General features: G+C 72.4%; 25 protein-coding genes and 1 riboswitch. Of the genes, 19 read left to right on the forward strand and 6 right to left on the reverse strand.

The annotated features are described in order from the left end of the window. The first annotated feature begins 34 nt into the window (after positions 1-34). From ABTX81_RS25645 to ABTX81_RS25660, 4 genes are all read left to right on the forward strand, one after another. Positions 35-2047 (forward strand): serine/threonine-protein kinase, encoded by a 2013-nt coding sequence (locus tag ABTX81_RS25645; RefSeq protein WP_350549718.1) that lies wholly within the window; start codon positions 35-37, stop codon positions 2045-2047. Between the two features lie 48 nt (positions 2048-2095). After that, positions 2096-2275 carry a DUF6104 family protein gene (locus tag ABTX81_RS25650; RefSeq protein WP_030309148.1) on the forward strand — a complete coding sequence of 60 codons (180 nt, stop codon included), beginning with the start codon at positions 2096-2098 and terminating at the stop codon, positions 2273-2275. Between the two features lie 218 nt (positions 2276-2493). Continuing rightward, on the forward strand, positions 2494-3411 hold the full coding sequence (locus ABTX81_RS25655) for a DUF4097 family beta strand repeat-containing protein (protein ID WP_350549721.1): 918 nt from the start codon (positions 2494-2496) through the stop codon (positions 3409-3411). 1 nt (position 3412) lies between these two features. Then, positions 3413-4510: a PadR family transcriptional regulator gene (locus ABTX81_RS25660; protein WP_350549723.1), complete on the forward strand. Its 1098-nt coding sequence runs from the start codon at positions 3413-3415 to the stop codon at positions 4508-4510. 98 nt (positions 4511-4608) lie between these two features. Here ABTX81_RS25660 and ABTX81_RS25665 read toward each other — a convergent pair whose 3' ends face one another. Together ABTX81_RS25665 and ABTX81_RS25670 are read right to left on the reverse strand one after the other, a co-directional pair. Further along, positions 4609-5571: a zinc-binding dehydrogenase gene (locus tag ABTX81_RS25665; RefSeq protein WP_350549725.1), complete on the reverse strand. Its 963-nt coding sequence runs from the start codon at positions 5569-5571 to the stop codon at positions 4609-4611. A gap of 102 nt (positions 5572-5673) precedes the next feature. Then, complete coding sequence (locus tag ABTX81_RS25670; protein WP_350549728.1) at positions 5674-6870, reverse strand: NAD(P)-dependent malic enzyme; 1197 nt, start codon at positions 6868-6870, stop codon at positions 5674-5676. Positions 6871-7492: 622 nt separating this feature from the next. On the opposite strand from ABTX81_RS25670, the gene ABTX81_RS25675 reads away from it, so the two are divergent. The 5 genes from ABTX81_RS25675 (at position 7493) to ABTX81_RS25695 (ending at position 12266) form a co-directional block, all read left to right on the forward strand. Further along, a complete protein-coding gene (locus tag ABTX81_RS25675; protein WP_350549731.1) occupies positions 7493-8416 on the forward strand; it encodes an ABC transporter substrate-binding protein in 924 nt (307 codons plus the stop codon). A gap of 389 nt (positions 8417-8805) precedes the next feature. Continuing rightward, the gene (locus ABTX81_RS25680) at positions 8806-9741 is read left to right on the forward strand and encodes an ABC transporter substrate-binding protein (RefSeq protein ID WP_350549734.1); all 936 of its coding nucleotides are present in this window, start codon (positions 8806-8808) and stop codon (positions 9739-9741) included. A 58-nt stretch (positions 9742-9799) separates the two neighbouring features. Beyond that, a complete protein-coding gene (locus ABTX81_RS25685; RefSeq protein WP_350549737.1) occupies positions 9800-10753 on the forward strand; it encodes an amino acid ABC transporter permease in 954 nt (317 codons plus the stop codon). Further along, positions 10750-11550, forward strand: a complete 801-nt coding sequence (locus ABTX81_RS25690; RefSeq protein ID WP_350549740.1) for an amino acid ABC transporter ATP-binding protein — start codon at positions 10750-10752, stop codon at positions 11548-11550. Before ABTX81_RS25685 ends, ABTX81_RS25690 begins: the two co-directional genes overlap by 4 nt. 122 nt (positions 11551-11672) lie before the next feature. Next, positions 11673-12266 (forward strand): CGNR zinc finger domain-containing protein, encoded by a 594-nt coding sequence (locus ABTX81_RS25695; protein ID WP_350549742.1) that lies wholly within the window; start codon positions 11673-11675, stop codon positions 12264-12266. Positions 12267-12270: 4 nt separating this feature from the next. Here ABTX81_RS25695 and sodX read toward each other — a convergent pair whose 3' ends face one another. Continuing rightward, positions 12271-12729 (reverse strand): nickel-type superoxide dismutase maturation protease, encoded by a 459-nt coding sequence (sodX, locus tag ABTX81_RS25700; protein WP_350549745.1) that lies wholly within the window; start codon positions 12727-12729, stop codon positions 12271-12273. A 197-nt stretch (positions 12730-12926) separates the two neighbouring features. Between sodX and sodN the strand changes: the two genes are divergently transcribed. The 8 genes from sodN to ABTX81_RS25740 all read left to right on the forward strand — a co-directional run bounded on the left by sodN (position 12927) and on the right by ABTX81_RS25740 (position 19525). Then, positions 12927-13322: a superoxide dismutase, Ni gene (gene sodN, locus ABTX81_RS25705; RefSeq protein ID WP_350549748.1), complete on the forward strand. Its 396-nt coding sequence runs from the start codon at positions 12927-12929 to the stop codon at positions 13320-13322. A 91-nt stretch (positions 13323-13413) separates the two neighbouring features. Then, positions 13414-13551: riboswitch (cobalamin riboswitch) on the forward strand. 96 nt (positions 13552-13647) lie between these two features. Further along, entirely contained in the window at positions 13648-14736 is a 1089-nt protein-coding gene (locus tag ABTX81_RS25710) for a FecCD family ABC transporter permease (protein WP_502892854.1), read from the forward strand. Positions 14737-14774: 38 nt separating this feature from the next. Next, a complete protein-coding gene (locus ABTX81_RS25715) occupies positions 14775-15545 on the forward strand; it encodes an ABC transporter ATP-binding protein (protein ID WP_350549906.1) in 771 nt (256 codons plus the stop codon). A gap of 43 nt (positions 15546-15588) precedes the next feature. Continuing rightward, on the forward strand, positions 15589-16587 hold the full coding sequence (locus ABTX81_RS25720; protein WP_350549751.1) for an ABC transporter substrate-binding protein: 999 nt from the start codon (positions 15589-15591) through the stop codon (positions 16585-16587). Positions 16588-16697: 110 nt separating this feature from the next. Next, the gene (locus ABTX81_RS25725; protein ID WP_350549754.1) at positions 16698-17081 is read left to right on the forward strand and encodes a nuclear transport factor 2 family protein; all 384 of its coding nucleotides are present in this window, start codon (positions 16698-16700) and stop codon (positions 17079-17081) included. A gap of 10 nt (positions 17082-17091) precedes the next feature. Next, the gene (locus ABTX81_RS25730; protein WP_350549756.1) at positions 17092-17568 is read left to right on the forward strand and encodes a GNAT family N-acetyltransferase; all 477 of its coding nucleotides are present in this window, start codon (positions 17092-17094) and stop codon (positions 17566-17568) included. A 279-nt stretch (positions 17569-17847) separates the two neighbouring features. Beyond that, positions 17848-18258: an ATP-binding protein gene (locus ABTX81_RS25735; protein ID WP_350549759.1), complete on the forward strand. Its 411-nt coding sequence runs from the start codon at positions 17848-17850 to the stop codon at positions 18256-18258. Positions 18259-18430: 172 nt separating this feature from the next. After that, entirely contained in the window at positions 18431-19525 is a 1095-nt protein-coding gene (locus ABTX81_RS25740; RefSeq protein WP_350549762.1) for an RNA polymerase sigma factor SigF, read from the forward strand. Between the two features lie 97 nt (positions 19526-19622). Here the strand turns inward: ABTX81_RS25740 and ABTX81_RS25745 are convergent, their stop codons facing one another. Next, complete coding sequence (locus tag ABTX81_RS25745) at positions 19623-20051, reverse strand: hypothetical protein (RefSeq protein ID WP_350549765.1); 429 nt, start codon at positions 20049-20051, stop codon at positions 19623-19625. 50 nt (positions 20052-20101) lie between these two features. On the opposite strand from ABTX81_RS25745, the gene ABTX81_RS25750 reads away from it, so the two are divergent. Both ABTX81_RS25750 and ABTX81_RS25755 read left to right on the forward strand, forming a co-directional pair. Continuing rightward, positions 20102-21073 carry a diacylglycerol/lipid kinase family protein gene (locus ABTX81_RS25750; protein WP_350549767.1) on the forward strand — a complete coding sequence of 324 codons (972 nt, stop codon included), beginning with the start codon at positions 20102-20104 and terminating at the stop codon, positions 21071-21073. Positions 21074-21443: 370 nt separating this feature from the next. After that, entirely contained in the window at positions 21444-21695 is a 252-nt protein-coding gene (locus ABTX81_RS25755; RefSeq protein WP_014138019.1) for a WhiB family transcriptional regulator, read from the forward strand. A 405-nt stretch (positions 21696-22100) separates the two neighbouring features. On the opposite strand, the gene ABTX81_RS25760 is transcribed toward ABTX81_RS25755, so the two are convergent. Both ABTX81_RS25760 and ABTX81_RS25765 read right to left on the reverse strand, forming a co-directional pair. After that, entirely contained in the window at positions 22101-23621 is a 1521-nt protein-coding gene (locus ABTX81_RS25760; RefSeq protein WP_350549770.1) for a sensor histidine kinase, read from the reverse strand. A gap of 430 nt (positions 23622-24051) precedes the next feature. Then, complete coding sequence (locus tag ABTX81_RS25765; RefSeq protein WP_350549773.1) at positions 24052-25104, reverse strand: SIS domain-containing protein; 1053 nt, start codon at positions 25102-25104, stop codon at positions 24052-24054. Positions 25105-25215 lie beyond the last annotated feature (111 nt).

A 25215-nucleotide genomic window follows, 5' to 3' on the forward strand; every position in this document is an offset into this window, starting at 1 on the left:
GTGGACCTCACCGCTCTCCCAGGGGGATCAACGCATGACCGCCGACACGCCACCCTCCGCACCGCTCCCGCCGGTGTTCCAGCCGTTGCTTCCGGACGACCCCCGGGAGGTCGGCGGCTACCGGCTGTTCGCCCGGCTCGGGGCCGGCGGCATGGGCCGGGTCTACCTCTCGTACACGCCCGGCGGCCGGCCGGTGGCGCTCAAGGTGGTCCGTCCGGAGTTCGCCGAGGACGGCGAGTTCCGCCGCCGGTTCGCCCAGGAGGTGTCCAACGCCCAGCGGATCCACGGCCTCTACACCGCCCAGGTGATCGACTCCGGCGGCCTGGACGGCGACGCCCCGTGGCTGGTCACCGCGTACGTGCCCGGCCCGTCCCTGCAGCAGGTGGTGCGCGAGAACGGCGCGCTGCCGGTCCGCACCGTGCTGCTGCTGATGGGCGGCATCGCCGAGGCGCTGCAGGCGATCCACAGCGTCGAGGTGGTCCACCGCGACCTCAAGCCGGCCAATGTGCTGGTGGCCGGCGACGGCCCGCGGGTGATCGACTTCGGCATCGCCCGGGCCGCCGACGCCACCGCGCTCACCGGCACCGGCTACCGGATCGGCTCACCCGCCTTCATGTCGCCCGAGCAGGCCCAGGGCCGTCCGGTCACCCCGGCCACCGACGTGTTCGCGCTCGGCGCGCTGGCCGCGTACGTGGCGGGCGGCGCCGCGCCGTTCGGCGACGGCCCGGACACCGCGGTGCTCTACCGGGTGGTGCACGAGCAGCCCGACCTGGACGCCGTCCCGGCCGGGCTGCGCGAGCTGGTCCTGCGCTGCCTCGCGAAGTCCCCCGAGGACCGGCCGAAGCCGGCCGAGATCATCGACATCGCCCGCAACCACCCGAGCGTCGGCGGCCAGCTGCGGTTCTCCGACGACTGGCTGCCCAAGCAGGTCAGCACCGAGATCACCCGCCGCTCGGACCTGCCGAAGACGCCGCCCACCCCGCTGCCGGCCGCGCCCGCCGCGCCGCCCGCTCCCCCGGCCGCCCCGCCGACCGGCCCGTCCTTCGCCGCGACCCCGCCGCCGGGCGCCCCGCCGACCCACCAGGCCACCGCGCCGTCCTTCGGCCCGCCGCCGCCCGGATTCGGCCCCGGCCGGCCGGACACCCCGCCGCCGGGCTTCGTCCCGCCGCCGCTCGGCGCGTACGGCGCCGCGCAGACGCCCACCGAGGCGCCCACCGGCCCGCTGCTCGGCACCCCGCCGACCGTCCAGCTGCGCCAGGAGCCGCCGTCCTACGACACCCCGCCGCCCGGGCCGGTGGTCGCCGACCTCCCGGCGCCCGCGCCGGAGCCGGCCCGCAAGGGAGGCGTCTCCTGGAAGGTGCTGCTGACCGTCGCCCTGGTGATGGCGCTCGGCGGCACGGCCGGGGGCGTGGTGCTGATGTCCAAGCTCGACAAGGACGAGAAGCAGAACAGCGCCCGGGCCACGCCGGGGAGCGACCAGCCCGCCGCCCCGCCGACGGCCACCACCCCGCCCGCCGCCACGCCCTCCGCGACCGCGACCCCGAGCGCCACCTCCGCGCCGGTCAGCGCCGCGCCGAGCAAGTCGCCCTCGGCCGGCGGGGTCACCGCGCCGGCCCGGCCGGTCGGCTACCAGCCGGTGATCGAGAACAAGTCGCTCGCCATCCCGGGCACCGAGTACTCCAGCGAGGCCTACCGGATCGACCTCACGGCCGGCACCGTGGTGCCGCGCGGAGGAGACCTGAAGTGGGGGCTCGGCCTCAACCGGGAGTCCACCTCCAACGGCAGCCGGGCCGACTCCTTCCAGAGCGTCGGCGACAACAAGTCCGACTTCGCGGTGATCACCGAGGCCACCACCACCCCCGAGCAGTGCGCCCTCGCGATCGACTCCCGGCCGGACACCGACCTGACGTTCAACCGGGTCACCCCGGGCCGGCTGCTCTGCATCCGCGACCGGGTCACCCGCAACATCGCCATCGCCGCCGTGGAGGTCGCGGACCCCACCACGGGCGCCGCCAAGGTCACCCTGAACACCTACCGCGCGAGCTGACCCGGTCTATCCTGACCAGGTCTTATCCCCACCGGACCGGAGCGACCCGTGTACTTCACCGACCGCGGCATCGAGGAACTGGAGAGCCGGCGCGGCGACGAGGAGGTCACCTTCGAGTGGCTGGCCGAGCGCCTGCGCGAGTTCGTCGACCTCAACCCGGACTTCGAGGTCCCGGTCGAGCGGCTGGCCACCTGGCTGGCGCGGCTCGACGACGAGGACGACGAGTGACCGGATGACCCGGTGAACGGCCGTCGACAGGGCCCGGAGGCACCCGCCTCCGGGCCCTGTCGCACGCTCCCCGTAGGGGCGGGGGCCCCGGGTCCGCTCCGGGTACGCTCCGGGTCGGCCTCGGGGTGGGACTCCCTTGACTTCGCCGTTACGCGATATATCGTCTTTAACAGAGAGAACGCGATACATCGCGAGTGCGACAACGGGAGGCGGCAGAGATGAGCGAGTGGACGGTCGAAGGACCCGACAGGATCACCATCGAGGAGACGGTCCGGACCCTGCAGGTGCGGACCATCGACGGCACGGTCAACGTGGTCGCCGCCGAGGGCCCGGCCCGTCTGGAGGTCACCGAGCTCAAGGGCGAGCCGCTGCACGTCACCCTGGTCGACGGCGTGCTCACCGTCACCTACAAGGACCTCAGCAGCTGGAACGAGTTCGGCGACGTCCTCAAGTCGGTCGAGTCGGTGAAGGGCTTCTTCTCCTCCTTCAAGCGCAAGCGGACCGCCGCGGTCACCCTGACCGTGCCGGCCGGTACCGAGGTCAAGGTCGGCACCGTCTCCGCCACGACGACGGTCTCCGGCTTCACCGGGCACGTCTCGACCCAGACCGCCAACGCCGACATCACCCTGGTCGGCCTGGCCGGCCAGACCGACGCCAGGACTGTCACCGGCGACGTGGACGCCCAGTCGGTGGCCGGCCGGCTCCGGCTCAACACCGTTTCCGGCCGCCTCACCGTGGTCGCCGGCACCCCCGAGAAGGTGTCCGCCAACGCCGTCACCGGCGCGGTCACCCTGGACCTCGCGGCCGCCGCCCCGACCGAGATCAAGGTCAACACGGTCAGCGGCGCGGTCGGCGTCCGGCTCCCCTCGCTGGCCGACACCAAGGTCGAGGCCGGCACCACCAGCGGCGACCTCTCCTCCAGCTTCGAGCAGCTCAAGGTCGGCGGCAGCTGGGGCACCAAGCGCCTCTCCGGCCAGCTCGGCGACGGCAAGGGCAGCCTGTCGGTCACCACCGTCTCCGGCGCGGTCACCGTGCTGCACCGGCCGGACGCCGAGGAGGACGCCCAGGCGGTCGTCCGGGAGCTGCCCGCCGGGGACGGCCCGTCCACCGGCCCCGACCTCACCAAGGAGGCCTGACATGACCCCCGTCTTCGGCCACGGCCGGCTCCGGCTCTACCTGCTGAAGCTGCTCGACGAGGCCCCGCGGCACGGCTACGAGGTGATCCGCCTGCTGGAGGAGCGCTTCCAGGGCCTGTACGCGCCGTCCGCCGGCACCGTCTACCCCCGGCTGGCCAAGCTGGAGCAGGAGGGGCTGGTCGCCCACAGCACCGAGGGCGGCCGCAAGGTCTACCGGCTCACCGACGCGGGCCGCACCGAGCTCGCCGCCCGGCAGGGCGAGCTCGACGAGCTGGAGCTGGAGATCCACGACTCGGTGGCCCAGCTCGCCGGGGCGATCCGCGAGGACGTCCGGGACAGCGCCAAGGACCTGCGCGAGGAGCTGTGGGGCGCGGCCGAGCAGGCCCGCCGCAGCGCCCCGCGCCCGGAGGCGGAGGACGGGGGCGAGCCCGGCAACCCGTGGGCCGGGCCGTGGGGCGACCAGGCCGCCTGGCAGCGCGCCAAGGAGGAGTTCGCCCAGTTCAAGCGGCAGGCCAAGGAGCAGGCCAAGCGCGCCAAGGAGCAGGAGAAGGCCGCCAAGGCCAAGGCCAAGGCGGCCGAGGAGGAGGCCCGCCGGCTGCGCGAGCAGTCCAGGGCGGCCCGGACGGCGGCCCAGCAGGAGGCGCTGCGGATCAAGCGCCGGGTCGAGCAGCAGGTGCGCGACCACGCGGCCCGCGGCGACTGGCCGACCGGACTGGCCGAGGGGCTCTCCGAGCTGACCAAGGGGCTGGCCGGCCTCGCCGACGCGGCCCGCTGGGGCCAGCCGTCCGACGAGAAGGGCGAGAAGGGCGAGAAGGCCGGGCCCGCCGCCGGCGCGCCCGCCGCGGAGCGGGTCACCGTCACCCGGATCGACCTGGACAAGGACGAGCCGGCCGGCGGGGCCGCCCCGGCCGACCTGCCGTCGTGGACCGCCACCGACCCGGCCGGCGACCCGGCCCGGGAGCTGGAGCGGCTGCTCGACCGGTTCCGCGACCAGGTCCGCGACGCGGCCCGGGACGGCGGGGTGACGCCCGAGCGCCTCGCCGAGGCCCGCGGCCTGCTCGGCGCGGCCGGCGAGCGGCTGAAGCGCCTGCTCGGCTGAGCCGGCACCCGGGCGCCCGGTACCCCGCACGGGGTGCCGGGCGCCGGCGCGTCAGGGCGCCCACCGGGCGCTCGTCAGGGCGTCAGGGCGTCAGGGCGTCAGGGCGTCAGCACCAGCTTGCCGAAGACATCACCCTTGGCCATCCGGGCGAACGCCTCCGGCGCCGCGGTCAGCGGCAGCACCGAGTCGATCACCGGCCGGACGCCGGTGGTGGCGCAGAACGAGAGCAGCCCGGCCAGCTCCTCCTTGGTGCCCATGGTCGAGCCGACCACCTTCAGCTCCAGGAAGAAGATCCGGTTCAGCTCGGCGGCCGGCGGGTTGGGGCCGGAGGTGGCACCGGAGATGACGATCGTGCCGCCCGGGCGCAGCGACTTCACCGAGTGCGACCAGGTGGCCGCGCCGACCGTCTCCATCACCGCGTCCACCCGCTCGGGCAGCCGGGCCCCGCTCGGGAAGACCGCGTCGGCGCCCAGCTCCGCCGCCCGGGCCCGCTTGGCCTCGTCCCGGCCGGTGACCCAGACCCGCAGGCCCGCCGCCTTGCCGAGGACCACCAGCGCGGTGGACACCCCGCCGCCGGCGCCCTGCACCAGCACGGTGTCGCCGGGCTTCACCCCGGCGTTGGTGAACAGCATCCGGTAGGCCGTCAGCCACGCGGTGGGCAGGCAGGCGGCCTCCTCGAAGGAGAGCCCGGCGGGCTTGGGCAGCAGGTTCCAGGTGGGGACGGCCACCCGCTGGGCGAAGGTGCCCTGGTAGCGCTCGGTCAGGATGGAACGCGGCTCGTCCGGTCCGACCCCGTGCCCGCTCTGGCCGATCACGGAGTGCAGGACGACCTCGTCGCCGTGCTCGTCGACGCCGGCGGCGTCGCAGCCGAGGATCATCGGCAGCTTCCCTACGGGCAGGCCGACCCCGCGCAGCGACCAGAGGTCGTGGTGGTTCAGACTGGCGGCCCTGACGGTGACCACGCTCCACCCGGGGCGGGCCTGCGGTTCGGGGCGTTCGCCCAACTCCAGCCCGCTCAGCGGGTCGTCGGCGTCGATTCGTGCGGCGTAGGCAGCAAACATGCCCCGGACGATAGCCAGAACGCCCCCGGCCCCGGAACAACGCGTGACTGTGACGCGTGTCCCGGGGCCGGATGGGATGCCCTGGTCTCTCCCGGCGGACGACTACCGCCGCGCGACGCCCTCGGCGCGGGCGGCCTCGGCGACGGCCTTGCTGACGGCCGGCGCGACCCGCTCGTCGAACGGCGAGGGGATGACCTTCTGCGGCGTCAGCTCGTCGGCCACCACGCCGGCCAGCGCCTTGGCGGCGGCCAGCTTCATGCCCTCGGTGATCCGGGTGGCCCGGACCTGCAGCGCGCCCGCGAAGATGCCCGGGAAGGCCAGCACGTTGTTGATCTGGTTCGGGAAGTCGCTGCGACCGGTGGCCACCACGGCCGCGTACTTGTGCGCGACCTCGGGGTGGATCTCCGGGTTCGGGTTGGCCATGGCGAAGATGAACGCGCCCTCGGCCATGGTCGCGACGGCCTCCTCCGGCACGGTGCCGCCGGAGACGCCGATGAAGACGTCGGCGCCGGCCAGCGCGTCGGCCAGGGTGCCCTTGCGGCCGGTGCGGTTGGTCAGCCCGGCGATCTCCGCCTTGACGTCGGTGAGGTCCTCGCGGCCCTGGTGCACCACGCCCTTGCGGTCGCAGACGGCCACATCGCCGATGCCGGCGGCCAGCAGCATCTTGGCGATGGCGATGCCGGCCGCGCCGGCGCCGGAGATGACGGCCCGCAGCGAGCCGATCTCCCGGCCGGTCACCTTGGCCGCGTTCCAGAGCGCGGCGGTGGTGACGATGGCGGTGCCGTGCTGGTCGTCGTGGAAGATCGGGATGTCCAGGGCCTCCTGGAGCCGGCGCTCGATCTCGAAGCAGCGCGGGGCGGAGATGTCCTCCAGGTTGACGCCGCCGAAGGACGGGGCCAGCCGGACCACGGTCTCGACGATCTCGTCCACCTCAGTGCAGGCCAGCGCGATCGGCACCGCGTCCACGCCGCCGAACTGCTTGAACAGGATCGCCTTGCCCTCCATGACGGGCAGCGAGGCCTCCGGGCCGATGTCGCCCAGGCCCAGCACGGCGGTGCCGTCGGTGACCACGGCCACCGTGTTGGACTTCCAGGTGTAGTCGTTCACGAGCTCGGGCTGCTCGGCGATGGCCGTGCAGACGCGGGCGACACCGGGGGTGTAGGCGAGGGACAGGTCGTCCGCGTCGCGTACCGGGACGGTCGCCCGGACCTCCATCTTGCCGCCGCGGTGGAGCGCGAACACGGCGTCGACCGGATCGTCGGTGTCCTGGGTAGTGCTGTGGATGATCTCCGCTGCCACGATGACCTCTTCGTCATTGATCGAGCGAGGACACCCGGCCGACGGAGCGGACGACCCGGCCGGTACCGGCATCCGGCGACGAGTGGCCGGTAACCGGAACCCGGGAACGCCGAAGCGTCCCCGGGGAGGACTGGGTCGGGGCGCCGCCGTCGGACGAGCGCCCTCGGATGAGGGTTTATGGATTTGTCTGCGTTTGTTCTGCGCTGTGCTTCCGGGCCGAGCGTAGGTCGGACGAGGGCATCGCACCCATGCCTTTTCGTCCAAGTCACATGGTTGTCATACGCCTCACAGCCACCTGGGAGCTCCAGGCGCCATGAGAACCGGGCCCCGGCTGCGGCAATGGCGAAACGAGCACGCGCACCCGCAGGAGTGAACGCAGACGCGGAGGGGAGGCCGGTGCCTCGGATACGGAGTCGTCGTCCAGGACTTCCGTTCCTGCGCACCCCGAGCCTGTTGCGGCCCGGCGGTCTGGTTCGAGCGTCGGGGGTCACCCGGTAACGAATTCTGACACACCCGGCCACGGGCGGGGCAGAGCGGGATGGGAGGATCCGTTCTTCCGCCATCTCGCGTACACCTCCGCGACTCCGCGGCGCCGCCCCCTCCCTCCCACAGGAGTCAACCGATGCACCACCGTGCGCAGTCCCGCCGGCCGGCCGCCGCCGCGCTCGCCCTCACCACCGCCGGAGCCCTGCTGCTGAGCGGCTGCGGCGGGGGCGGAGCGGCCGCCAAGGACCCGGTCCACGAGATCCGGGCGAAGCTCCCGAAGGCCCAGCAGACGTCCAAGGTGCTGCGGATCGGCATGGACGTCAACTACCCGCCGGTCGAGTTCCGGGGCGCCGACGGCAAGCCGGACGGTCTGGATCCGGACATCGCCGCCGCACTCGGCCGGATCCTGGACCTGCGGATCGAATACGTCGACACTCCCTTCGACAAGCTTCTGCCGGATCTCCACAACAAGCAGTACGACGTGGTGATGTCCGCGCTCAGCGACATCCGCCCGCGCCGGGAGGGCGTGGACGACGCCGGCAAGCCGGCCGGCCACCCGGTGGACTTCGTCGACTACTTCATCGCGGGCACCTCGATGGTGGTGGCCAAGGGCAACCCGAAGGGCATCCGCACCCTGGACGACCTCTGCGGCAAGACCGTCGCGGTGCAGTCCGGCACCACCCAGGACGAGATCGTCGCCCGCCAGGTCACCGTCTGCGCCCGGGCCGGCAAGCCGCTCACCGTGCACACGTTCGACACCGACGCCAAGGCGCTGGCCGAGGTCGCCGCCGGTACCGCGCAGGCGGGCATGAACGACTTCCCGGTGGCCGCCCACGCGGCGAAGAACACCGACGGCGGCAACCGCTTCGAGGTGGTCGGCTCGCAGTCCCGGTCCAACCCGTACGGGATCGCGCTGCGCAAGGAGGACTCCGAGCTGCGCGACGTGCTGGCCAAGGCGGTCGACCAGCTGATCCGCAGCGGCGAGTACGACAAGATCCTCGCCAAGTGGAACGTCAGCGCGGGTGCGGCCCAGAACGCGGTGGTCAACGGCGGCATCTGAGACCGGGCACCGGAGACCGGGCGGGCGGGGCAGCCAGGCAGGGCGGGCAGCAGGGCGATCTGCATAGGTATACGCAGGGTGACAGGGACACGGTATTCGTCCGAATAGCGGACAGCACACCCCCTCGTTATCCGATTTTGATCTGAATCAGGACCACCTGACCGTCATCAGATGGCAGGATTCCCCCCATCTCGGATCGAGCCGGCCCCTGGTCGAGGCGGCCCGGTCAACACCCACCTCGGCGGACGGTGGGAGAGCAGTACCCGTACCACCCTTGCGCGCAGTTCTCCCTGCCCCACCCGTACAGCGCCGTACGGCCTTTGCTGCCCCGGTGTGCCGCTCCCCCGCGGCGCGCTCCGCCCGACCTCTCCCTCAGGAGGAGATCCCCCATGATCGCCCGTACCCAGCGCACCCGTCTCCTCGCCACCGCGGCGGTGCTCGCGTCCGCGTCGCTCGTGCTGACCGCCTGCGGCAGCAGCAAGTCCTCCTCCAACAGCGGTGCCGCGGGCGCCAATCCGAGCGCCAGCGTCGCGGCCGTGAGCGCGGACCCGGCGCTGGCCGGGCTGGTCCCGGCCGACGTCAAGAGCTCGGGCAAGCTCATCGTCGCCGCCGACGCCTCCTACGCGCCCAACGAGTTCAAGGACGACAAGGGCAACATCGTCGGCCTCGACGTCGACCTCGCCGGCGCGATCGCCAAGAAGCTCGGCCTGACCGCCGACGTGCAGAACGCCGACTTCACCTCGATCATCCCGGGCATCACGGCGAAGAAGTACCAGCTCGGCATGAGCTCCTTCACCGACACCAAGGAGCGCGAGCAGACCGTCGACATGGTCACCTACTTCACCGCCGGCAGCGCCGTCGCGGTGAAGAAGGGCAACCCGGACAAGATCGACCCGAAGGACCTCTGCGGCAAGAAGGTCGCCGTGCAGACCGGCACCACCCAGGCCCAGGAGGTCACCGACGTCCGCAACCCCGAGTGCTCCAAGGCCGGCAAGCCGGCCATCCCGAACGACGGCGACAAGTTCACCCTGCAGACCGACGTGACCACCGCGCTGGTCTCCGGCCGCGACCAGGTGATGATGGCCGACTCCCCGGTCGTCGACTACGCGATCAAGCAGACCAACGGCCAGCTGGAGAAGCTCGGCGAGACCTACGACAGCGCGCCCTACGGCGTCATCGTCGACAAGGGCTCGCCGCTGGCCCAGGCCGTCCAGGGCGCCGTCCAGTCGCTGATCGCCGACGGCACCTACAAGCAGATCCTGGCGAAGTGGGGCGTCGAGGCCGGCGCGATCGAGAAGTCCGAGATCAACGCCGCCAAGAGCTGACCCCTCGCACCACCACACCCCCTGAGGCCCCAAGGTGAATTCTTCCGAGCAGGGGGCGGTGAAATCGCGACGGCCCGAGCCCATCAAGGCCGTCCCGGTACGCCACCCCGGACGCTGGGCCGGAGCAGCCGTCATCGCCGTCCTCGCGGCAATGCTGCTCCACGCCCTGATCTTCAACCCCGCGTTCCAGTGGGACGTCGTCACGGACACGCTGCAGAACGAGCAGATCCTCCGCGGCATCGTCGTGACGCTGGAGCTGACCGTGCTGTCCATGCTGATGGGCGTGGCCGGCGGCGTACTCCTCGCGATCATGCGGCTCTCGCCGAACCCGCTGCTGTCGGGAACGGCCTGGTTCTACATCTGGGTCTTCCGCGGCACCCCCGTCCTGGTGCAGCTGGTGTTCTGGAACTTCCTGGGCGCCCTCTGGCCGAGGCTGTCGATCGGCATCCCCTTCGGACCCGAGTTCTGGTCCGAGTCGACCAACGTTCTGATCCCCACCTTCACCGCCGCCCTGCTCGGCCTCGGCCTCAACGAGGCGGCGTACATGGCGGAGATCGTCCGCGGCGGCATCCAGTCCGTCGACGAGGGGCAGACCGAGGCCGCCCACGCCCTGGGCATGAGCCGCGCGGCCACGCTGCGCCGGATCGTGCTCCCCCAGGCGATGCGGGTCATCATCCCGCCGACGGGCAACGAGACCATCTCGATGCTGAAGACCACCTCGCTGGTCCAGGTCATCTCGCTGTCCGAGCTGTTCACCGCCGGCCACGACATCTACTCGCGGACCTTCCAGACCATCCCGGTCCTCGTCGCGGTCAGCATCTACTACCTGATCATGACCTCGATCCTCACGGTGGGGCAGTACTACATCGAGCGGCACTACGCTCGTGGTGCGAACCGGACGCTGCCGCCCACGCCGTTCCAGCGGCTGCGGCTGCTGTTCGGCGGCCGCCGGCCCGCCCCGAAGGCGGCGAACGACGTGGTCCCCGGACTCGAGGGAGGTGGCCACGTATGACCGACCTGACCAAGACCCCCGCCGACGCCCCCACGGGCGGCCCCATGGTGAAGGCCGAGGCCGTCCACAAGTCCTACGGCCCGGTCGAGGTGCTCAAGGGCATCGACCTGGAGGTCAAGCAGAGCGAGGTGTTCTGCCTGGTCGGCCCGTCCGGGTCCGGCAAGTCGACCTTCCTGCGCTGCATCAACCACCTGGAGAAGATCAACGGCGGCCGCCTCTGGGTCGACGGCGAGCTGGTCGGCTACCAGCAGCGGGGCGACAAGCTCTACGAGCTCAAGGACCGCGAGGTCGCGCTCAAGCGGCGGGACATCGGCATGGTGTTCCAGCGCTTCAACCTCTTCCCGCACATGACCGCGGTGGAGAACGTCATGGAGGCGCCGGTCCAGGTCCGCCGGGAGTCCAAGGCCGCGGCGAAGGAACACGCCATGGCCCTGCTGGAGCGGGTCGGCCTGGCCGGCAAGGCCGGCAACTACCCCTCCCAGCTCTCCGGCGGCCAGCAGCAGCGGGTGGCCATCGCCCGGGCGCTCGCCATGAAGCCCAAGCTGATGCTGTTCGACGAGCCGACCTCGGCGCTCGACCCCGAGCTGGTCGGCGAGGTGCTCGACGTCATGCGCGGACTCGCCGAGGAGGGGATGACCATGATCGTCGTCACCCATGAGATGGGCTTCGCCCGCGAGGTGGGCGACGCGCTGGTCTTCATGGACGGCGGCGTGGTCGTCGAGTCCGGCAACCCCCGCGAGGTGCTCACCAACCCCCAGCACGAGCGCACCCGCGCCTTCCTCTCCAAGGTGCTCTGAGCGCACCGCACCGCGGCGCCCGGCAGGCCGGTCCTGCCGGGCGCCGCCGCTTTCCCGCTTTCGCCCCGCGGGTAATAGGCTATAAGCAATCAGCCCGTTACCGATCTCTTGGAAGGACCACCGTGGAGCTCGCCTCGTACGCCGATCTGGCCGTCCGGCTGGTGAACACCGAGGAGCCCGAGCGCGGCACCGACTCGCTGACCTCGGTGGACGCGGTACGCGGTCTGTTCTCCGACGCCGCACGGGCCCGCGACCTCGCCGACGAGTCCGACCTGCCCCGGCTGCGGGCCGTCCGCACCCGGCTGCGCGGGGTCTTCGAGGCCGCCGCCGAGGGCGAGGAGGTCCGCAGCGTCGACCTGCTGAACAGCCTGCTGATGGAGTTCCCGGTCAGCCCGCTGGTCTCCGGACACGACTACCTGGACGAGGCCGGCCGGCCCCGCTGGCACCTGCACCTCGCCGACAACTCCCCCACCGCCACCGCGCACTTCAGCGCCGTCGCCTGCATGGGCCTGGCCGTCCACCTGACCGAGCTGGGCGCCGACCGGCTCGGCATCTGCCAGGCCGCGCCCTGCCGCAACGCCTACCTGGACACCTCCACCAACCGCTCCCGCAGGTACTGCTCGGACCGCTGCGCGACCCGCGCCAACGTCGCCGCCTACCGCGCCCGCAAGCGACTGGAGGCGGCCGCGGCGGCCGGCGGCGCGGAGAACCGGTAACCGGTCAGGGGTTCGCGAGCTCCTCCGGGCGGACCCAGACGCCGAGCCTGCGGGCCAGTCCGGGCACCCGGGCCAGCGGACCGGAGAGCAGCAGCCGCTCCAGCCGGCGGCCCGGCGCCAGCCAGGCCGGGCGCGGGCGCAGCCGCAGCAGCACCCGGCCGAGCACCAGCTCGTCCGGCACCGCGCCGTAGCTGCGGCTGTCGCTGTCCACCGGCCGGTTGTCGGAGAGCAGCCACCAGCCCTTGGGCCGCCGCCCGTCGGCCCGTTTGACGACCAGCAGGTTCTGCTGGAACGGGTGGCGGAAGACCACCACCGCGCCGGGCCGGATCCGCGCGCCGTACCGCACCAGCAGCTGGTCGCCGTCCCGCAGGGTCGGCACCATCGAGTCCCCCGCCACGTCGATCAGCCCGAACGGCGCGCCGCCCGCCGGGGGGCCGTCCTCCGGTTCCGCGCTGCGTGCCACGACTCCTCCTCCCGGCCCGCGTCCCTCCGCGACCCGCTGTCGCACACCAGTCTGCCGCACGGGCCGCGCGGCGCCGATGTCCGGAATCGACCGGTTCCTGCTCCGCCTTTTGCCCTAGGCCCGCCGCCCGACCGAGAAACCGCAGGGGCTGAAGGGTAATCTCGGGCCCGGGAAGACGATCCAAGGAAGGACTCCCCATGCTCTCTCGTCTGTTTGCACCGCGCGCCACCGCCCACGCCCACTGTGACCTGCCCTGCGGTGTCTACGACCCGGCCCAGGCCCGCATCGAGGCCGAGTCGGTGAAGGCCACCCAGGAGAAGTACCAGGCCAACGAGGACGCGCACTTCCGCGCCCGCGCCGTCATCATCAAGGAGCAGCGCGCCGAGGCCGTCAAGCACCACATCTCGGTGCTGTGGAGCGACTACTTCAAGGCCCCGCACTTCGAGAAGTACCCGCAGCTGCACCAGCTCATCAACGACACCCTGAAGGCCGCCTCGGCCGCCAAGGCGTCCACCGACCCGGCCACCGGCCAGGCGCTGCTCGACCTCATCGCCGAGGTCGACAAGATCTTCTGGGAGACCAAGCAGGGCTGATCCCCGCTCATTTCCCTGTCGAGCGCCCCCGTCCGCACCCGCGCGGACGGGGGCGCTCGCGTGTGTCCGTCACCACAGTCGGCTCAGTAAGGGTTGCCTGGCCTGTGCGCTTGTTATGCTGCCAAGGCGTCCAGAGGGGGAAGCCGGTGCGAATCCGGCGCTGACCCGCAACGGTAAACGGTGCCCCGTGCCCGTGAGCCCGATCGCCCGAGGACGCCGACCTCCCGACAACTCGCCGTGGACTGCGAGGGGATGGCGCCCCGGCACACCCGCGCCCGGGCGCGCCGCCCCGCGCCGTCCGCGGCCCGAGGCAAGGCGCGCACCAGTGAGCAGCACCGCGACCGCACCGGCCACCGCCGCGGCCCCGCCGGGCCCGCGCCGAACACCCGCCGTACCGCTGGCCGCCGCCCTCGCCGCGGCGCTGCTCGTCTCCCTGGTCTGCGCCGTCGCCGTGGGCTCCTCCGGACTCGGCTGGGGCCAGGTCCTGCGACTGCTGCGCGCCGGGCTGACGGGCGGTCGGCTGGAGGCCGACGAGGCCGCCGCCTACGCGATCGTCTGGGAGATCCGGCTGCCGCGCGCCGTGCTGGCCGCCGTGGTCGGCGCCGGACTGGCCGCCACCGGGGTCGCCGTCCAGGCGATGGTCCGCAACGCGCTCGCCGACCCGTTCGTGCTCGGCATCTCCTCCGGCGCCTCGGTCGGCGCCAACGCGGTGCTGATGCTGGGCGCCTTCGCCTCGCTCGGCGTCTGGGCGATCTCGGTCTCCGCCTTCGCCGCCGCCCTGCTCGCCATGGTGCTGGTCTACCTGACGGCCAGGACCGCCCACGGGCTCACCCCGCTGCGGCTGGTGCTCACCGGCACCGCGATGTCCTACGGCTTCTCCGCGCTGACGGCGCTGATGGTCTTCGCCGCCGCCCGCGGCGAGGCCGCCCGCTCCGCCATGATGTGGCTGCTCGGCAGCCTCGGCGGTGCCACCTGGGGCTCGGTGCCGATCGCCGCCGTCACCGTACTGGCCGGTCTGGCGTACCTGGCCTGCGCCGCCGGGCGGCTGGACGCGCTGGCCATGGGCGACGAGACGGCCGCCTCGCTCGGCGTGGACCCGGACCGGCTGCGCCGCGAGCTGTTCGTGGTCACCGCGGCCGTCACCGGCACCGTGGTCGCGGTCAGCGGGGCGATCGGCTTCGTCGGGCTGATGGTGCCGCACCTGGTGCGGATGCTGGTCGGTGCCGGCCACCGCCGGGTGCTGCTGGTCGCGCCGCTCGCCGGGGCGCTGCTGCTGGTCTGGGTGGACATCGTCTCCCGCACCCTGCTGGCGCCCGCCGAACTGCCGGTCGGCGTGGTCACCGCGGCCGTCGGGGTGCCCTGCTTCCTGCTGCTGATGCGCCGTCGCGGCTACTCCTTCGGCGGTGGCCGGTGACCGCCCCCGCCGCCGCCCCCGCCGGCTCCGTCCCCGCGCTGGACCTCGCCGTCGACCGGGTCTCGGTCGACCTGGCCGGCGTCCGGCTGGTCCACGACATCACGCTGACCGCCGCCGCCGGCCAGGTGGTCGGCCTGATCGGCCCGAACGGCAGCGGCAAGTCCACCCTGCTGCGCTGCGTCTACCGGGCGCTGCGGCCGGCCGCCGGCGCCGTCCTGCTGGGCGGCGACGACCTGCACGCGCTCGCCCCGCGCGAGGCCGCCCGGCGGGTGGCGGCGCTGCCCCAGGAGCACTCCGCCGAGTTCGACTTCACCGTGGCCGAGGTGGTCGGCATGGGCCGGCTGCCGCACCGGCGCGGCGCCCTGGCCGGCCCGTCGGCCGGTGACGAGGACCGCTGCGCCGGGGCCCTGCGCCGGGTCGGCGCCGCGCACCTGGCCGCCCGGGGCTTCCTGAGCCTCTCCGGCGGCGAGAAGCAGCGGGTGCTGATCGCCCGGGCGCTGGTCCAGGAGCCCAAGGTGCTGGTCCTCGACGAGCCGACCAACCACCTGGACATCGCCCACCAGTTGGAGGTGCTGGCGCTGGTCCGGGAGGCCGGGCCGACAGTGCTCACCGCGCTGCACGACCTCAACCTGGCCGCCGGGCACTGCGATCTGCTGTACGTGGTCGCGGACGGCCGGATCGTGGCCTCCGGGCCGCCCGCCGAGGTGCTCGGACCCGACCTGCTGGCCGAGGTGTTCAAGGTCCGCGCGACGCCCGTGCGGCACCCGGTCACCGGCGCCGTCCAGCTGCTCCTCGACCGCCTGCCGTAACCCCCCTCCGTCCCCCGCCGAACGCTCTTCCCGAGGACCGCCCATGCGCACCAAGGCCGTTGCCGCCGCCGCCCTGCTCGCCCTCGCGCTCACCGGCTGCGGGGCCGAGATCACCCCCGGCGGTGACGGCGCCGCCACCGCCTCCGCCCACTATCCGGTGACCGTCGACAACTGCGGCACCAAGGTCACCTTCAAGGAGAAGCCGGCCCGCACGGTCACCAACGACGTCGGCATCACCGAGCTGATGTTCGCGCTCGGCCTGGAGGACCGGATGGCCGGCTATGTGATGCCGGACGACAAGGGCGAGGTCGACAAGGTCGCCTGGAAGGACGCCTACCAGCGGACCACGTGGCTCTCCAAGGACCGGATCACCAAGGAGATCGCCCTGGACGCCAGGGCCGACCTGGTCTTCGCCGGCTGGCACTACGGCTTCGACGAGGGGAAGGGCTTCACCCCGCAGACGCTGTCCGGCCTGGGCATCGGCTCCTACGTGCTCACCGAGTCCTGCCGCAGCGGCAAGGGTCCGGAGCGCGGGGTGATGTCCCCGCTGGACGCGCTCTACACCGACCTCGCCAACCTGGGCGACATCTTCGACGTCCGGGACCGGGCCGACAAGCTGATCGCCGACTTCAAGGCGCAGGTCGCCGCCGTCCCCGAGCCCGCGCACCGGCCGGGCGTCTTCCTGTACGACAGCGGCGAGGACAAGCCCTACACCTCGGGCCGGTTCGCCGCCCCGGAGGAGATCATCGCCAAGGCCGGCGGGCGGAACGTGATGGGCGACGTCGCCGACTCCTGGACCACCGTGGGGTGGGAGAGCGTGGTCCGGCGCGACCCCGAAGTGATCGTGATCAACGACTACGGCACCCCGGACGCCGAGGCGAAGCGGCGGTTCCTGAAGTCCTTCCCGCCGCTGGCCGGCGTCTCCGCGATCCGCAACGACCGGATCTTCGTCCTCGACTACGTCGACCTGGTCGAGAGCCCGCGCAACCCGGCCGCGATCACCGCCCTGGCGGAGTACCTGCGCGGCCTTCCGGCCCGCTGAGCCGGGGCCGCCCCGGCCGCCGCGCGGCCCGTCCGCCGGCCGGTTGCGCCGGTTCCGACCGGCGTACGCTCAAAGTACGAGCCGACGGAACCGACCGGAGGAGCGAGAACATGACCACCATGGCCGCACCGTCCGCCTTCGACGTCCGGGCCCTGCGCGAGGGCATCGAGCGCGCCGACGCCCGGACCCTGCTGGCGCTCTACGCGGACGACGCCGAACTGCGCGTGGTCGACCGCAAGACCCAGCCCAGTCACCCGCTGGTGATGCACGGCCGGGACGAGATCGGGGCGATGCTGGACGACCTCTACGGACGCGAGATGAGCCACACCCTGGAGCAGGTGGTGGTCCAGACGGACCGCCTCGCCTTCCTGGAGTCCTGCCGCTACCCCGACGGGGTCCGGGTGCTGGTCAGCTCCACCGCCGAGCTGCGCGACGGGCGGATCGTCGACCAGACCTCCGTCCAGGCCTGGGACGAGAACGAACCGGCCCAGTAGGCTCGGAGCCATGATCCGCACCGCCCTCCCCGCCGACGTCCCCGTCATCCACGCCATGATCCGCGAGCTCGCGGAGTACGAGAAGGCCCTCCACGAGGTGGTCGCCACCGAGCGGCAGCTGCACGACGCGCTGTTCGGCACCGCCCCCGCGCTGTTCGGCCTGATCGCCGAGGACGACACCACCGGCGAGCCGGTCGGCTTCGCGCTCTGGTTCCTCAACTACTCGACCTGGCGCGGCACCCACGGGATCTACCTGGAGGACCTCTACGTCCGCCCGGCCTCCCGCGGCGGCGGCCACGGCAAGGCGCTGCTGCTGGAGCTGGCCCGGATCGCCGTCGAGCGCGGCTACTCCCGGGTGGAGTGGTCGGTACTGGACTGGAACACCCCCTCGATCAATTTCTACAAGTCGCTCGGCGCCGTGCCGATGGACGGGTGGACCGTCTACCGCCTCACCGGGGACGCCCTCGCCGAGGCCGGAACCCGCTGACGACCGGCGCGCGGACGGCGCGCGCCGGAGGCGTGCGGAGGCCGGGTGCAGACCACTGCCACCCTGCGTCGCGATGCCTTACCATGAGTGACTCCCGCACCGGGGCAGGAACGCGGTAACGTCTCGGGCGGACGGCGGCGTCCGGCGACCCCCCGAGGGGTATGACCGGTACGTACCGCACCACCCCTCTGGACAGTTGGGGCGAAGCAGTTGAGCCAAGCAACAGACAGTGCCGCGGCCACCGGCCCGGAAGCACAGCGCGTCACCCAGGAGGTGAGGGTGTCCCAGATCGACGGCGAGCCCGGAGTCCAGGACTTCGTGGAGGTCCGGCTGCCCGCGGCCGGGGCCTACCTCTCGGTCCTGCGCACGGCCACGGCCGGCCTCGCGGCCCGGCTGGACTTCACGCTGGACGAGATCGAGGACCTGCGCATCGCGGTCGACGAGGCCTGCGCCATCCTCCTCCAGCAGGCCGTCCCCGGCTCGGTCCTCTCCTGCGAGTTCCGGCTGGTCGGCGACTCCCTGAAGGTGATCGTCTCGGCACCCACCACCGACGGCCGGGCGCCCGAGCGGGACACCTTCGCCTGGACGGTGCTCTCCGCGCTCGCGGGCGAGGTCGAGTCGGCGGTCGCCGAGGACAAGACCGTGTCGATCAGCCTGCACAAGAAGCGCGGCGGCCCCGCCGCCCACTAGATCCGCCGCGACGACTCGACGACGCGGCAGCAGCACCGAACAAGGGCCGTCCGCCCGGCACCACCGGGCCGGACGGACGGCTCCCGGTACCGCCCCCACCCGGCGGTACGACCAACGAGACGAACCGGGGCCGACGGCCCCGGTGCTCCCGGAACGGAACGGGGGAATGGCCGTGAGTGATCTGGACCGTACCGGCCTCGCGACGGCGGGCCCTGCCGTACCGACCCAGGCGAGCGTTCCCGGCCTCGCCGCCACCGACGAAGCGCACCCGAAGGACGCCCACCGGATGAGCCAGCCGACCGAGCCGACGCCCCAGTCGTCGCCCGATCAGTCGCCCCCGCCCGTGCCGTCGGCCGCGGACCTCCCGGACACCGGCCGCCCGGACGACGAGCCGGACGGCGCCGGCCCGGACACCGAACCGGCCGCCGAGGGCGCCGGGGAGGCCGCCGGGGACGAGGCGGCCGAGGCGCTGCGCGCGGCGGTGCCCGCGCAGGGCCCGCAGCGCAGCGGCGCGCCGGACCGCGAGGCGGCCCGGGCGCTGTTCGTACGGCTCTCGGCGCTGCCCGAGGGCTCCCCGGAGCGCGTCGAGCTGCGCAACCAGCTGGTGCGCATGCACATCCCGCTGGTCGAGCACCTGGCCCGGCGGTTCCGCAACCGGGGCGAGCCGCTGGACGACCTCACCCAGGTCGCCACCATCGGGCTGATCAAGTCGGTGGACCGCTTCGACCACGAGCGCGGGGTCGAGTTCTCCACCTACGCGACGCCGACCATCGTCGGCGAGATCAAGCGGCACTTCCGGGACAAGGGCTGGGCGGTCCGGGTACCGCGCCGGCTCCAGGAGCTGCGGCTGTCGCTGACCACGGCGACCAGCGAGCTCTCCCAGCGGCACGGCCGCTCCCCCACGGTGCACGAGCTGGCCGAGCACCTGGGGATCTCCGAGGAGGACGTCCTGGAGGGCCTGGAGTCCGCCAACGCGTACTCCACGCTGTCGCTGGACGTGCCGGACAGCGACGACGAGTCGCCGGCCGTCGCGGACACCCTGGGCGCCACCGACGAGGCGCTGGAGGGCGTCGAGTACCGCGAGTCGCTCAAGCCGCTGCTGGCCCAACTGCCGCCCCGCGAGCAGAAGATCCTGGTGCTGCGGTTCTTCCGGAACATGACGCAGTCGCAGATCGCCGCCGAGGTGGGCATCTCGCAGATGCACGTCTCCCGGCTGCTCGCCCGGACCCTGGCGCAGCTGCGGGAGAAGCTCCTCGTGGAGGAGTAGGAGCCGCACGACGACTGACGGCCGCTCAGTGGCGGCCGTCGGGTCGTGGTCGTGCCGGAGAACGTGGAGAACGGTGGAAGGCGGCGGCCCTCCGCGCTCAGCCCTCGTGCGGAGCGTAGAGGGCCGCCGTCGCCTTCGGGCTGAGCAGCGCGCCGATGCCGACCAGGCCGAGCAGGCCGACGCCCACCCCGACCGCGGCCATCGCCCCGCCGCTCTGCCACATGTAGTACGCCACCGGCAGGCAGATCGAGTTGGTCAGCACGGCCGGGCTGCGACCCCAGCGGCGGAGCCTGAGCAGCGCCCGGGCGGCCAGCATCGGTGCCACGCCGAGCAGCACGATCACCAGTCCGCCGAACTCGTTCAGGGCGAGCTGCTTGGACTCGCCGGACAGGGCGGCGACCATGTCCCAGACGCCGACGACGGCCAGCACGGCGCCCTCCACGGCGGTGATGGCGGCGCCCAGGGTGAGGGCGGCCGGCCGGTCGGAGCCGGGCGCGGGTACGGGTGCGGAGGATTCTGCGGTCACTCCAGCAGGGTAGCCGCCGGTTGGTCCGTACCGCCCCGTAGGCTGGGCCCATGCGCGCTCTCCTGGTCGTCAATCCGAAAGCGACCACCACCAGCGGTCGGACCAGGGACGTCCTGATCCACGCCCTGCGCAGCGACCTCAAGCTGGAGGTGGCGCAGACCGAGTACCGCGGCCACGCGCGCGATCTGGCCCGCGAGGCGGCCGAGGACGGCACAGTCGACCTGGTGGTCTCGCTGGGCGGGGACGGCACCGTGAACGAGGTGGTCAACGGGCTGCTCTCGCACGGCCCGGGGGACAGGGTGCCGCGGCTGGCCGTGGTGCCCGGCGGTTCGACCAATGTGTTCGCCCGCGCGCTGGGCCTGCCGAACGACCCGGTGGAGGCGACCGGCGCGCTGCTGGACGCGCTGGAGCACCGGCGCGAGCGCGGGATCGGGCTGGGCAAGGCGATGACCGAGGGGCTGCCGGACCGCTGGTTCACCTTCACCGCCGGCCTGGGCTTCGACGCCGGGGTGGTCGGCCGGGTCGAGGAGCAGCGCCGGGCGGGGCGCAAGTCCACCCACGCGCTCTACGTCACCCAGGCGCTCCGCCACTTCGTCACCCAACGTGAGCAGCGCAGATCAGGCCCGGTCTCACTGGAGCTGGCCGGCCGCGAGCCGGTGCCGGGCCTGGTGCTGGCGATAGTCAGCAACACCTCGCCGTGGACGTTCCTGGGCAACCGCCCGGTCTACCCCTCGCCGCGCGCATCCTTCGACTCCGATCTCGACGTCTTCGGCATCACCCGGATGACGGCGTTCGGCACTGCTCGAACGGTCCGTCAGATCCTGCGGTCGCACGGTCCTTCGAGCGATGGAGGCGCGTCGGCCGGCCCTTCCGGGAAGCATGTCGTCTCCTATCACGACGTCCGTCACTTCACCTTGGTTTCAGAGGAACCGGTCCCGTTCCAGGTCGACGGGGACCACCTTGGATCCAGGAGTCGCGTCAGTTTCACAGGCGTACGGCGGGCACTGCGTGTGATTGTGTGACTAGAAGGGCCCTTCCTCCTTCTTCTCGAACGCACAAGCCCCCTTCACTCCATAGAAGTACCGGCTGTGAGCTAGGCGACACCGAAGAATCCAAAATTCCTTCCTGAAGGGGGTTGTATCCGGGCCCGAGGTTTGCGAACCTCTACATGGCGATCGGGACACATCGCAGCGACGGCAACCCTCGAAACCTGGGGGGCCGACCGCGGGGTGTCCCTCGAATCGCCGAATCCCTTCCTCAGCACAGACCTCCCGGGCCCGGTGGGCCTTTGGTCTCTTTTGCTGTTGCGGGATTCGTGAAAGCGTTCACATTCACAAGGACCATCGATGTGCCGACCGGGCAACCCCCGCCGGCAGGAGGAGTTGGACGACCATGGACTGGCGCCACCGCGCTGTCTGCCGCGAAGAGGACCCGGAGCTGTTCTTCCCGATCGGGAACACCGGTCCTGCTCTGCTGCAGATCGAGGAAGCCAAGGCCGTGTGCCGCCGCTGCCCGGTCATGGAGCAGTGTCTCCAGTGGGCCCTCGAGACCGGCCAGGACGCCGGCGTCTGGGGCGGCATGAGCGAGGACGAGCGCCGCGCGATGAAGCGCCGTGCCGCTCGCAACCGCGCCCGCACCGCCTGATCACGCGCCGCAGTACCCGCAGTAACCGCAGCACCGATCAACACATGATCACAGGCTTCCCCTGCACCTCCTGGTGAAGCCTTCCGCACAAAGGGCCTTGCTCGACGAGGCCTCGCGACACCGGCCCGCCCAGCCACTTGATACTGTTCACTTAGAGCAATATTGTGGAGCTGTGGCGCTCACCGTGTGCAACGCACCGGTTGGTGTCGCACCACCCAGAGCCCCCGTTCCGGCCGACTCCCCCCGACGGCCGGAACGGGTTGAGAGGCCCTGTCGACCCACCCCCCCCGGTCGACAGGGCCTCGTTTCTGTTTCTTCCGCCGCTTCCGTCCTTCCCGCTGAGGCGAAGGAGTGCGCGACCGGCGCTCCCGCCGGACGCACGCCCCCCGCGCACCTCGACGCACCTCAGCGCACCGGGATCTCCAGGACCACCTTGGTGCCCCCGTCGGGGCCGGCCACCATGTCGAAGGTGCCGCCCAGCTCCCCGGTGGCCAGGGTCCGGACGATCTGCAGCCCGAGGTTGCCCGCCTGCTGCGGGTCGAAGCCCTCCGGCATGCCCTTGCCGTCGTCCTGCACCGTGATCAGCAGGTACTCCTCCGGCCGGGCCCCGCCGTTCCAACTGTCCGACCAGCCCATGCCGGTGGCCGGCGCCCGGCCGCGCAGCGCGCTGACCTCCAGATTGCCGGAGGCGGTCGGACCGAACGCGTGTTCGAGGGCGTTCTGCAGCAGCTCGGTCAGCACCATCGCCAGCGGGGTGGCCACCTCCGCGGAGAGGATGCCGAAGCTGCCGCTGCGCCGGGTCGCCACCCGGCCGTCCTGGGACAGTTCCATCACCATGGCCAGCACCCGGTCGGCGATCTCGTCGAAGGCCACCTGCTCGTCCAGCGCCTGGGAGAGCGTCTCGTGCACGATCGCGATCGAGCCGACCCGGCGGACCGCCTCGTCGAGCGCGGCGCGGCCGGACTCCGACTCCATCCGGCGGGACTGCAGGCGCAGCAGCGCGGCGACGGTCTGCAGGTTGTTCTTCACCCGGTGGTGGATCTCCCGGATGGTGGCGTCCTTGGTCATCAGCTCGCGGTCGCGCCGGCGCAGCTCGGTGACGTCCCGGCAGAGCACCAGGGAGCCGGTCAGGGTGCCCTTGGGCTTGAGCGGGATGGCCCGCAGGGTGACCACGCCGCCCTGGGCCTCGATCTCGGTCTGCCGGGGGGCCCAGCCGCTGGCCAGCTTCACCAGCGCCTCGTGCACGGCGGCCCGGGAGGGCGGGGCGAGGTCGGCGGTGGTCCGGCCGAGGTGGCTGCCGACCAGGTCGGTGGTGAGGCCGAGCCGGTGGTAGGCGGAGAGCGCGTTGGGGCTGGCGTAGGTGACGGTGCCGTCGGCGTCGAGCCGGATCAGGCCGTCGCCGACCCGCGGCGCGGCGTCCATGTCGGCCTGCTCGACGCCGGGGTAGGGGAAGGTGCCGGCGGCGATCATCTGGGCCAGGTCGGAGGCGCTCTGCAGATAGGTGAGCTCCAGCCGGCTGGGGGTGCGCACGGTCAGCAGGTTGGTGTTGCGGGCGATCACGCCGAGCACCTTGCCCTCGCGCCGCACCGGGATGGACTCGACCCGCACCGGCACCTCCTCGCGCCACTCCGGGTCGCCCTCGCGCACGATCCGCCCCTCGTCGTAGGCGGCGTCCAGCAGCGGACGGCGGCCGCGCGGGACGAGGTGGCCGACCATGTCGTCCTGGTAGGAGGTCGGGCCGGTGTTGGGGCGCATCTGGGCGACCGAGACGTACCGGATGCCGTCCCAGGTGGGGATCCAGAGCACGAGGTCGGCGAAGGACAGGTCGGAGAGCAGCTGCCATTCCGAGACCAGCATGTGCAGCCACTCCACATCGGCACCGGTCAGGGTGGTGTGGCGGCGGACGAGTTCGTTCAGCGAGGGCACAGGGCGAGCGTAGCTCCAGGGGGGTGCGAACGGGCCCCGCGCACCCCCGCCCACGTGCGCCGCGCGCCCGGACACCAGGTTGTCCAGACCAATTTTCGGGCAGGCCTGGACAACCCAGATTGGTCTAGTCCACAATGAAAGGGCACCAAGGAGAGGCACCCCGCGCAACTGCCCTGACCGCGCGCTGCCCCTCCTCGGTCGGACGCCGCCGAACGAGGACCCCGCACAGTTCTCGATCGTCACCGGTGACCGACGACAGCTCCGGGCTGCGGTGCCGCATGGGTTGAGGGTCCCGTGTCGGCGCCGTGGCCCGTAGTGTTTTCCGGACCCGTTGCCGCTTCGAAGCGGCCCGCCCCGGAGGCGAGCGGGCGAACGCCAGAGCCCCCGTCCACAGCTGTGGACGGGGGCTCTGGCGTCGGCCGGTGGCGCGTCAGTGGGTCTCGGTGACCTTGGCGAGCGCGCGGGGGGCGTCCGGGTCCTGGCCGCGGGCGATGGTGACCTCGTAGGCCAGCAGCTGCAGCGGCAGGATCTCCAGGATCGGCTGCACCTCCTCGGGCACGCCGGCCGGCAGCGCGAAGCCCGCCGAGGCGGCCTCGACCTGCGCCTGCTGGCCGACCACGACCAGGTCGGCGCCGCGGCCGCGCAGGCGGTCCAGGACCGGCTGCAGGGCCTCGCCGCCCTTGCCGTCCGGGACGATCGCGATGACCGGGGAGACGTTGTCGACCATGGCCAGCGGGCCGTGCAGCAGGTCGGCGCCGGAGAACGGGGAGGCCGGGATGTAGGTGGTCTCCATCAGCTTCAGCGCCGCCTCGCGGGCGGTCGGGTAGCCGTAGCCGCGCGAGGTGATGACCAGGCGCTGGGCGAAGCGGTAGCGCTCGGCCAGGGCCTTGACCTCGTCCTGGCGGGCCAGGACGCCGGCGGCCAGCTCCGGCAGCGCCTTGGCGGCCGCGCCGTCGCCGCCGCGCAGGCCCTCGACCAGCAGGTAGAGGGCGAGCAGCTCGGCGGTGTAGGTCTTGGTGGCGGGCAGCGCCTTCTCCGGGCCGGCCAGCACGTCGATGTGGAACTCGGAGACCTCGGCCAGCGGCGAGGCGGCGTTGTTGGTGACCGCCAGGGTGATGGCACCGGCCTCGCGGGCCGCCTTGGTGGAGGCGACGAGGTCCGGCGAGCCGCCCGACTGGCTGACGGTGATCACCAGCACGTCGGTCAGGTCCGGCTTGGCACCGTAGGCGGTGGTGGTGGACATCGAGGTCAGGCCGGCCGGCTTGCCCAGCAGGATCTCGATCAGGTACTTCGCGTACAGCGCCGCGTTGTCCGAGGTGCCGCGCGCGGTCAGGAGGACGAACCGCGGCTTGCGGGCGGCGATCCGGGACGCGATCTCGAAGATCCTGGGGGCGCCCTCGTCGAGGATGCGCTGCAGGACGGCCGGCTGCTCGGCCATCTCCGCCGCCATGATCCGGCCAGGGACGGTCTGCGTGTCGGACATCGTGGGTGGGCCTCCGATGAGATGGTTCCACCCCGACCGGGCCGGAATGCCCGGCGGGGACCTCTACGGCGGCGAGTCCGCACACTCGCTGCGGTGAATGCTGCGGCAATC

The sequence above is a fragment of the Kitasatospora sp. NPDC097605 genome, assembly GCF_040302725.1.
Classification (GTDB): Bacteria; Actinomycetota; Actinomycetes; order Streptomycetales; family Streptomycetaceae; genus Kitasatospora.

Excerpts from the sequence above, each read along its gene's own strand:
- ABTX81_RS25720 (WP_350549751.1), top strand. The coding sequence starts at position 15,589 with ATGCGCACCAAGGCCGTTGCCGCCGCCGCCCTGCTCGCCCTCGCGCTC.
- ABTX81_RS25655 (WP_350549721.1), top strand. The coding sequence starts at position 2,494 with ATGAGCGAGTGGACGGTCGAAGGACCCGACAGGATCACCATCGAGGAG.
- ABTX81_RS25690 (WP_350549740.1), top strand. The coding sequence starts at position 10,750 with ATGACCGACCTGACCAAGACCCCCGCCGACGCCCCCACGGGCGGCCCC.
- ABTX81_RS25725 (WP_350549754.1), top strand. The coding sequence starts at position 16,698 with ATGACCACCATGGCCGCACCGTCCGCCTTCGACGTCCGGGCCCTGCGC.
- ABTX81_RS25755 (WP_014138019.1), top strand. The coding sequence starts at position 21,444 with ATGGACTGGCGCCACCGCGCTGTCTGCCGCGAAGAGGACCCGGAGCTG.
- ABTX81_RS25645 (WP_350549718.1), top strand. The coding sequence starts at position 35 with ATGACCGCCGACACGCCACCCTCCGCACCGCTCCCGCCGGTGTTCCAG.
- ABTX81_RS25660 (WP_350549723.1), top strand. The coding sequence starts at position 3,413 with ATGACCCCCGTCTTCGGCCACGGCCGGCTCCGGCTCTACCTGCTGAAG.
- ABTX81_RS25675 (WP_350549731.1), top strand. The coding sequence starts at position 7,493 with ATGCACCACCGTGCGCAGTCCCGCCGGCCGGCCGCCGCCGCGCTCGCC.
- sodN (WP_350549748.1), top strand. The coding sequence starts at position 12,927 with ATGCTCTCTCGTCTGTTTGCACCGCGCGCCACCGCCCACGCCCACTGT.
- ABTX81_RS25765 (WP_350549773.1), bottom strand. The coding sequence starts at position 25,104 with ATGTCCGACACGCAGACCGTCCCTGGCCGGATCATGGCGGCGGAGATG.
- ABTX81_RS25680 (WP_350549734.1), top strand. The coding sequence starts at position 8,806 with ATGATCGCCCGTACCCAGCGCACCCGTCTCCTCGCCACCGCGGCGGTG.
- ABTX81_RS25750 (WP_350549767.1), top strand. The coding sequence starts at position 20,102 with ATGCGCGCTCTCCTGGTCGTCAATCCGAAAGCGACCACCACCAGCGGT.
- ABTX81_RS25730 (WP_350549756.1), top strand. The coding sequence starts at position 17,092 with ATGATCCGCACCGCCCTCCCCGCCGACGTCCCCGTCATCCACGCCATG.
- ABTX81_RS25665 (WP_350549725.1), bottom strand. The coding sequence starts at position 5,571 with ATGTTTGCTGCCTACGCCGCACGAATCGACGCCGACGACCCGCTGAGC.